The sequence below is a fragment of the Myxacorys chilensis genome, assembly GCF_059505265.1.
In genome coordinates, this window is the sequence record NZ_JCACKG010000151.1 from 1 (window position 1) to 5,856 (window position 5,856).

Consider the following 5,856-nt stretch of genomic DNA (forward strand, 5'->3'; position numbering starts at 1 on the left):
CGAGGTGCGCCGGGTCGTGCTGGCGGCACGGCGCTACGAGCTCGCCACGCGCGCCCACGGGCGGCGCAACGGAGCGCTCGGCCATGTCGCCCTGGAGCTCCTGGAGCTCCTGGGCAACCTGGTCAGCTTCAAGACCGGGCGGCTGGAGCCCTCGGTGGCCTTCCTCATGGACCGGCTGAAACGCTCGCGGGATGCCGTGGTGCGGGCGCTCCAGGCGCTGCGGACCCACGGCTTCCTCGACTGGCTGCGCCGCTACGAGCCCACGGGCTGCGAGGGACGCGGGCCGCAGGTGCGGCAGGTGTCGAACGCCTACCGGCTGGTGCTGCCGCCTCGGGCGGCGCGACTCCTAGGTGTCCAGGCCGAGGCGGTGCCCCTGCCCGACGATCTCGCCCAGGAGCTCGAGGCGCGCCGGCAGGAGCTCGCGGCGCTGAAGGCAGCCTTGCCTCTGGACGAGCTCGCCGCCCTCGAGGTGGACGACGGACCCTTGGGGCGCTTGCTCGCAGAGCTTGGGCGCCTGGTGCAGGAACGCGAGTCCGGCCGGCAGACAGAATCCCAGACTAAGGCTCTTCCCCTGTGAGCGTCGCGCCCGGGGCGGGCGCCAAAGAGGCTGAGAAGCGACAGAGCGGGCGGCACGCGTCCTGCCAAGCCGGAGAAGGCTTGCTTGAAGCTAACCGTATCAGGAAACGTGTCTGACACGGCACGTTAGCGTGTCGTGAACTGTTCAGTAACGGCCAGAAAGGCTCCTGAAACGCTATGGAGTACAGCCTGACGGAAGCAGCCTACGCCACAGGTCTCAGCCGACCGACGATCTTCAGGGCCATAAAGAACGGGAAGCTGTCTGCGCGACGCCTAGACGATAAGAGCTACAGGATTGACGCCTCAGAACTGGTCCGAGTCTATCCCCTCGTTTCAAAGAAACAGGACGATGCACCGTCCCGAAACGCCATGAGACAGGCTGAAACGGATGTAACGCCAGGAGCTTCGGAGACGGAACTCGCGCTACTACGGCTTAAGGTTCAGATGCTCGAAGAGCAGATGGCACAGGAGAGGGAGCTCAGGGGGCAGGAGCGCAACGCGCAGGACCGCGAGCGGGAGACGTTTCGTGAAACGGTTGATGACCTGCGGAAGCGACTGGATGATGAGCAGTCAGAGCGCCGGATCCTGCAGCGCCTACTCATGCCGCCAGCCGCCACGGAGAGGCCCCAGGAGCGGCCTTCCAGAGTTTCGGCCGTGGTGGAGCCGCCCCGAAGCCAGAGGGGCTTCCTGGGCCGTCTATTGGGCCGGTAGCGGCCTTCCCCCGTCCAGGGAGGACCAGCACCGCCCCAGAGCGTCCCGGCTAGGTCTCCGCTGCGCTCCGACCTGGCCTAGCGGCATCGCCCTAAGACCGCCTCACGAGCTCGGCGGAAGCCCCGGACCTGACGGTTCCGGGGCAAGGTCCCTCCGATCGAGGCCCGCCTGCCGAACGACGCCAGGGCGCGAGCGCCCGGCCTCGAAACGCAACCCGAGAGCGGAACCGCCTGCGCCGAACTCCGACAGCCGAAGGGCCATCGCACGAGCTTCCGAAGGGGGCACGAGAAGCCAAGGACGCAGACGAGGGAAAGCCGGCAGGGCCGGCACGGGGCAGAGCGTCCCGCTGTGCGAGAGGACGCGCCCCGATCTCGGCAGGCCGAGCCTCTGAGGGACCAAAGTAACGTGACACCGGCCCATGGGCGCCACTCCGACTCGCAGGCGGCGCCCGGGGGTCGGTGTCACTAAATGCATGAGTCTACGAGAAGCGCGCACGCGCGCGCGAGTATAGCTACACGCGCGCGCAACAGGGGCCGAGCCCCCGCACCCCCGAGAGCTCCCCCCGGCTAGGTCTCCGCTGCGCTCCGACCTGGCCTGCCGGCAGAGCCGAGGCCGAGGCCGAGGGAAGAAAGACCCCTCGCCGGGGAGGCAGTCCTTCCGATGCGCGCATCGGAAGAACAGCCCAGGAGGGTCGGGCGCTCCGGAGGCCTCAAGCGGTGTCCTCTCGGCCCTCTGGGCCGCTGCGGGACCGCTCGACCGCTCTCCTCCACGCCGGAGCTGATTCCCGCATCAATGGGGGGTCGAATGGGGGGACAGAGCGTCACCCTCTCCAGGATCACCTTACAGGGCAACCACTTGCGCCACGACTATGGCGGAGGCTCCCTCCGCCGAACCACATCGGACAGCCTCGCGGTCCAAGTCGACAGGGACGCTATGACCTCCTGTGGTGCTCTGGAAGGATACCATGAATGCGTGTATCCGTGACCAACAGAGCCAGCGCTTGAAGGCGTCTGGCAACTAAGGAAACCAGATCTACGGTCGGATAGTATTGGCTTGGCCCTTGTAGCTTGGGTAAGGAGTTCTGCTGGATGAAGGAGGACGATCGTGCCCTGGCGAGGATGATCGCAATCGCGGGTGTTACCGGCGTTCTCCTGTGGGGCCTCATTGGCTGGTGGCTAGTGTCCTAGTTGCCGAGGGGAGGCACCATGAGCGGTGTTGGTGTCCCTGTTTTTGCGAGCCGTAGATGCTCAAGGGCGGGCGCTATCCACCCTCGTGTCCACCTTCACACTGCGAGAACAGGGCGGAGAGCCCGTCCGCCGAGCCTATAGATTGGACTCTATAGAACATGCTGGTTCTGCGGAGCAGAAGCATAACCCGGCACGGCGCAAGACGAGAGGGACACCAAAGCCCAGAAACGCAGAAGCCCGCCAGGGGCGGGCCTCCACACCGGCCGGAGCCAGGAGCTGACTGCTTGGTAATTCAGCATCTCATGAGCAGTTCAACCAATGCAGGCGTGACCGAAACTGTGCAGCTAGGGCCAAGCTGCCCGGCTAAAGGATGAAGTCTTCGCTGGACAGCACGTTCAGGTTCAGCATGCGGATTTCCATGTCGGCCTTTGCATCGCCATTAACGTCGGCTCCGACGATAATATCCGCACCCACACCAGTGTACCAAACCGAGAAACTCGCTGCCTTGGTGCCGCTGAAGCCGAATGCCTGATCGCCAGCAAGATTGGACTGAGCATCGATCAAGCTCAGATCGAGCTTGTCGATGGAGGATACGAACTCTTTGACCACATCGCGATTCGACTTCACCCCAGAGTCGGACAGCGACCTGAAGACAAACCGGTCCATTACCGTGTCCACGCCGCCTTGAAGGGTGTCGCGGCCAGCTCCGCCCTCCAGAACGTCACTCCCCCCGCGGCCGTTGAGCATGTCGTTGCCCCCGTTGCCCTTCAGCACATTGGCCTTGCTGTCGCCCAAGAAGCGGTCGGCACCGTTACCGCCGCTGACGTTCTCGATGCCGGTGATGCGGTCGGATCCATGCCCGGTGAGCTGAGTATTGGTGGTGGCCAGGTTCACCCGGCCACCCACGGATCCGTTCACCGAAATCCAGTCGATCCCGTCACCGCCATCGATAATGTCGTTGCCGCCATCCAGAACAAAGGTGTCCGCGCCGGCTCCTCCAGTGAGCCGGTCGTCACCCGTTCCGCCAACGAGGGTGTCGTCGCCCATGCCACCAGAGAGATTGTCATTGCCACCCCGCCCATCGAGGACATCGTTCCCGCTGCTGCCCACGAGGCTGTTTGTGAGATCATTGCCAAACAAGGTGTCCGAGCCAGCCCCACCTGAGGCATGCTCAATGTTGCGCAGGGTGTCCGTGCCATAGCCGGTGTTCTGGCCGGTGGTGGAGGCCAGATCGATCCGGGCGGATTGGGAGCCGTCGACACGAACCCAGTCCCGAGCCCCAGAGCCGCCATCCAGGACATCGTTCCCAGCATCGAGCACAAGCGTGTCGCTCGCCCCGCCGCCGAGAAGCGTGTCATTGCCTCCATGGCCGATGAGTGTCTCGTTGTACTCGGTTCCGGTGAGCAGGTTGTTTCCGCCATCGCCTTCGAGCAAGAGATCGACGCTAGGGTCGAACTGCCCCAGATCGCCCGGGCGAACATCGATCTTGTCGAGACGAGCCACGAGGGGCGTCCCATCGAAGTCCCATTCACCGGTCCAGCTCACCAGGCGATTGTCGGCGCTCCAAAGGCTGGTGAAGCTTCGCATCGGCCCTGTGCGCCAGAATCCACCCGGCATGTCATCGGGCCCCAAATGTCCGACCACTTCACCATCCACCAGGAATACGACGGAGTTCTCTAGTACGGTGATGTCGTAGGTGTGCAGGCCTTCTGAGGCGTCGAAGCCGAGGTCCACAACTATCCGCCCCCCAAGGTCAAACGACCGGATCTTCTGCCCGTCGGCGTCGTGCATGATGACGCCGATCTGGACCTTGGTCGTGTCGGCCCCAACGAACTCGAAGTCGTATTCGAGCCAGGGTTCGGCCTTGGCTTTCTCCTGGTAGGTAAACATCCCGAAGACGGCGCCGTCCACCATCTTCGGGGCCTGGGCCGTCCAGCTAAACGTTCCCGTCGTGAGTGCTTCGATCGACTGCACCACGCCGCCCGCATAAGGCCACTGATACCCCGTCGGCGCAGCGCCGAGCTCGATCTCCAGACCTCCCGTCTCCAGAGCGGTGACATTCTCTGCCGAAAAACCAAGATTTGTCGACATTGGCGCATACCGGTCGGGGACAAACCACTTGTCAGTGGTTCGTTTGTCGCCGGCATAGATGAGATCAAAGATCTGAGTGTTGCTGTCGCTCATTAAAAATCGCTCCCTCGAAGACCGTTGCAGCTGGCCCCTTCGGTGAGAGCGATACTTCGGCAGAATGAATGGAGAGTTACTGAATGTAGCCGACGTTGATAGCGTATTATTTTTATTCTAAGACAAATTTACAAATGAATAATGCTATGCAAAAACTGAAACTATACTATTGTTTCAGTAATAATGGCGAAGCCAAGTTTAATGTACACAATAAACATGGCTTTTAGAAACCAGTTGAACCGTTTGGTAGACGTCTAGGGAACAATCCTGGCGAAGCAGGGCCTCGCAAAGCGGCAACCAGTCTTGGGCTCTGTTCGTGTCTTGAGCACAGACAAGGGCCGAACGGTTAGCCAGAGTTCGTGAGGAAAGCTGGCTGGGACACGTGACGCTTGAGACGCGCGAGCGCGTACCGCTCAACTGGGCTTGGACGACGCTCAACCTGACCAGAGTCGAGATCGCGTACTTCGAGAATACCGGCAAGGAAGCGCGGCTCAACGAGGCGGAGCAGCTTGGACGGGCGGCGCAGGAGGTGTTCGCGGCGGTGGGGGCTGGGCACCACTTAGGGTTGGCGGACGCTCTGCTGGACCGCATCGCCGCCTTGCGCGCACCTCCCCCGCCTTCAGCACCTAACAAAGCAGACGAAGAGGACACTTGAGCCTAAAAGCGCAGGAGCCCCATTAGGGGCAGGCGACACTTGCGCCGGCGCGGTGCGGGCCAGCCAGTAGCGGAAACAGGTTGCCCGTGTGTGACGCCTCGTTCACCATGACATCAGCCGGGCGGATTCCATGATCCGCCACGGCGCGAGGCGAGAGTGAGGGACATCAAGCCTTAGAAGCATGAAAGCCCGCCAGGGGCGGGCCTCCACACCGGCCGGAGCCGGGAGCTGTAATCTTGGCGGTTTCAGCATCCCATAACCGGCACCTGTGACGCAAGGCCCTTCCTTGCGGCGGGACAGCTTTGCCCGCGACGTGGTGACGGATGGCCCCACCCCCTGACGGCTCAGACCGAGAGGGGAACCATGTTCACGACCATCGGGCAGGCCTTGGGCCAGCCTATCACGCGCCACGACCGCCAGCCGATCCGGCGCCACTCGCACCTGACAGGACGCTACGAAGGCGTGTTCTGGCGCCGCACAGACCGCCGCGAGGTGCGCCGGGTCGTGCTGGCGGCACGGCGCTACGAGCTCGCCACGCGCGCC

5 protein-coding genes are annotated in these 5,856 nt (G+C 63.2%); 4 read left to right on the forward strand and 1 reads right to left on the reverse strand.

What is annotated here, in order from left to right:
- The coding region (locus AC5JLB_RS11470) for a hypothetical protein (protein ID WP_495873965.1) at nucleotides 1-577 on the forward strand (577 nt) is incomplete at its 5' end.
- A gap of 176 nt (nucleotides 578-753) precedes the next feature.
- Nucleotides 754-1,287, forward strand: coding sequence for a MerR family transcriptional regulator (locus AC5JLB_RS11475; RefSeq protein ID WP_495873966.1), 534 nt, complete (start codon nucleotides 754-756; stop codon nucleotides 1,285-1,287).
- A gap of 1,550 nt (nucleotides 1,288-2,837) precedes the next feature.
- Here AC5JLB_RS11475 and AC5JLB_RS11480 read toward each other — a convergent pair.
- Entirely contained in the window at nucleotides 2,838-4,658 is a 1,821-nt protein-coding gene (locus AC5JLB_RS11480; RefSeq protein WP_495873967.1) for a family 16 glycosylhydrolase, read from the reverse strand.
- A gap of 423 nt (nucleotides 4,659-5,081) precedes the next feature.
- Here AC5JLB_RS11480 and AC5JLB_RS11485 point away from each other — a divergent pair, with 423 nt between their 5' ends.
- Complete coding sequence (locus AC5JLB_RS11485) at nucleotides 5,082-5,288, forward strand: hypothetical protein (protein WP_495873968.1); 207 nt, start codon at nucleotides 5,082-5,084, stop codon at nucleotides 5,286-5,288.
- Between the two features lie 388 nt (nucleotides 5,289-5,676).
- A partial coding sequence (locus AC5JLB_RS11490; RefSeq protein ID WP_495873969.1) for a hypothetical protein occupies nucleotides 5,677-5,856 on the forward strand: 180 nt, incomplete at its 3' end.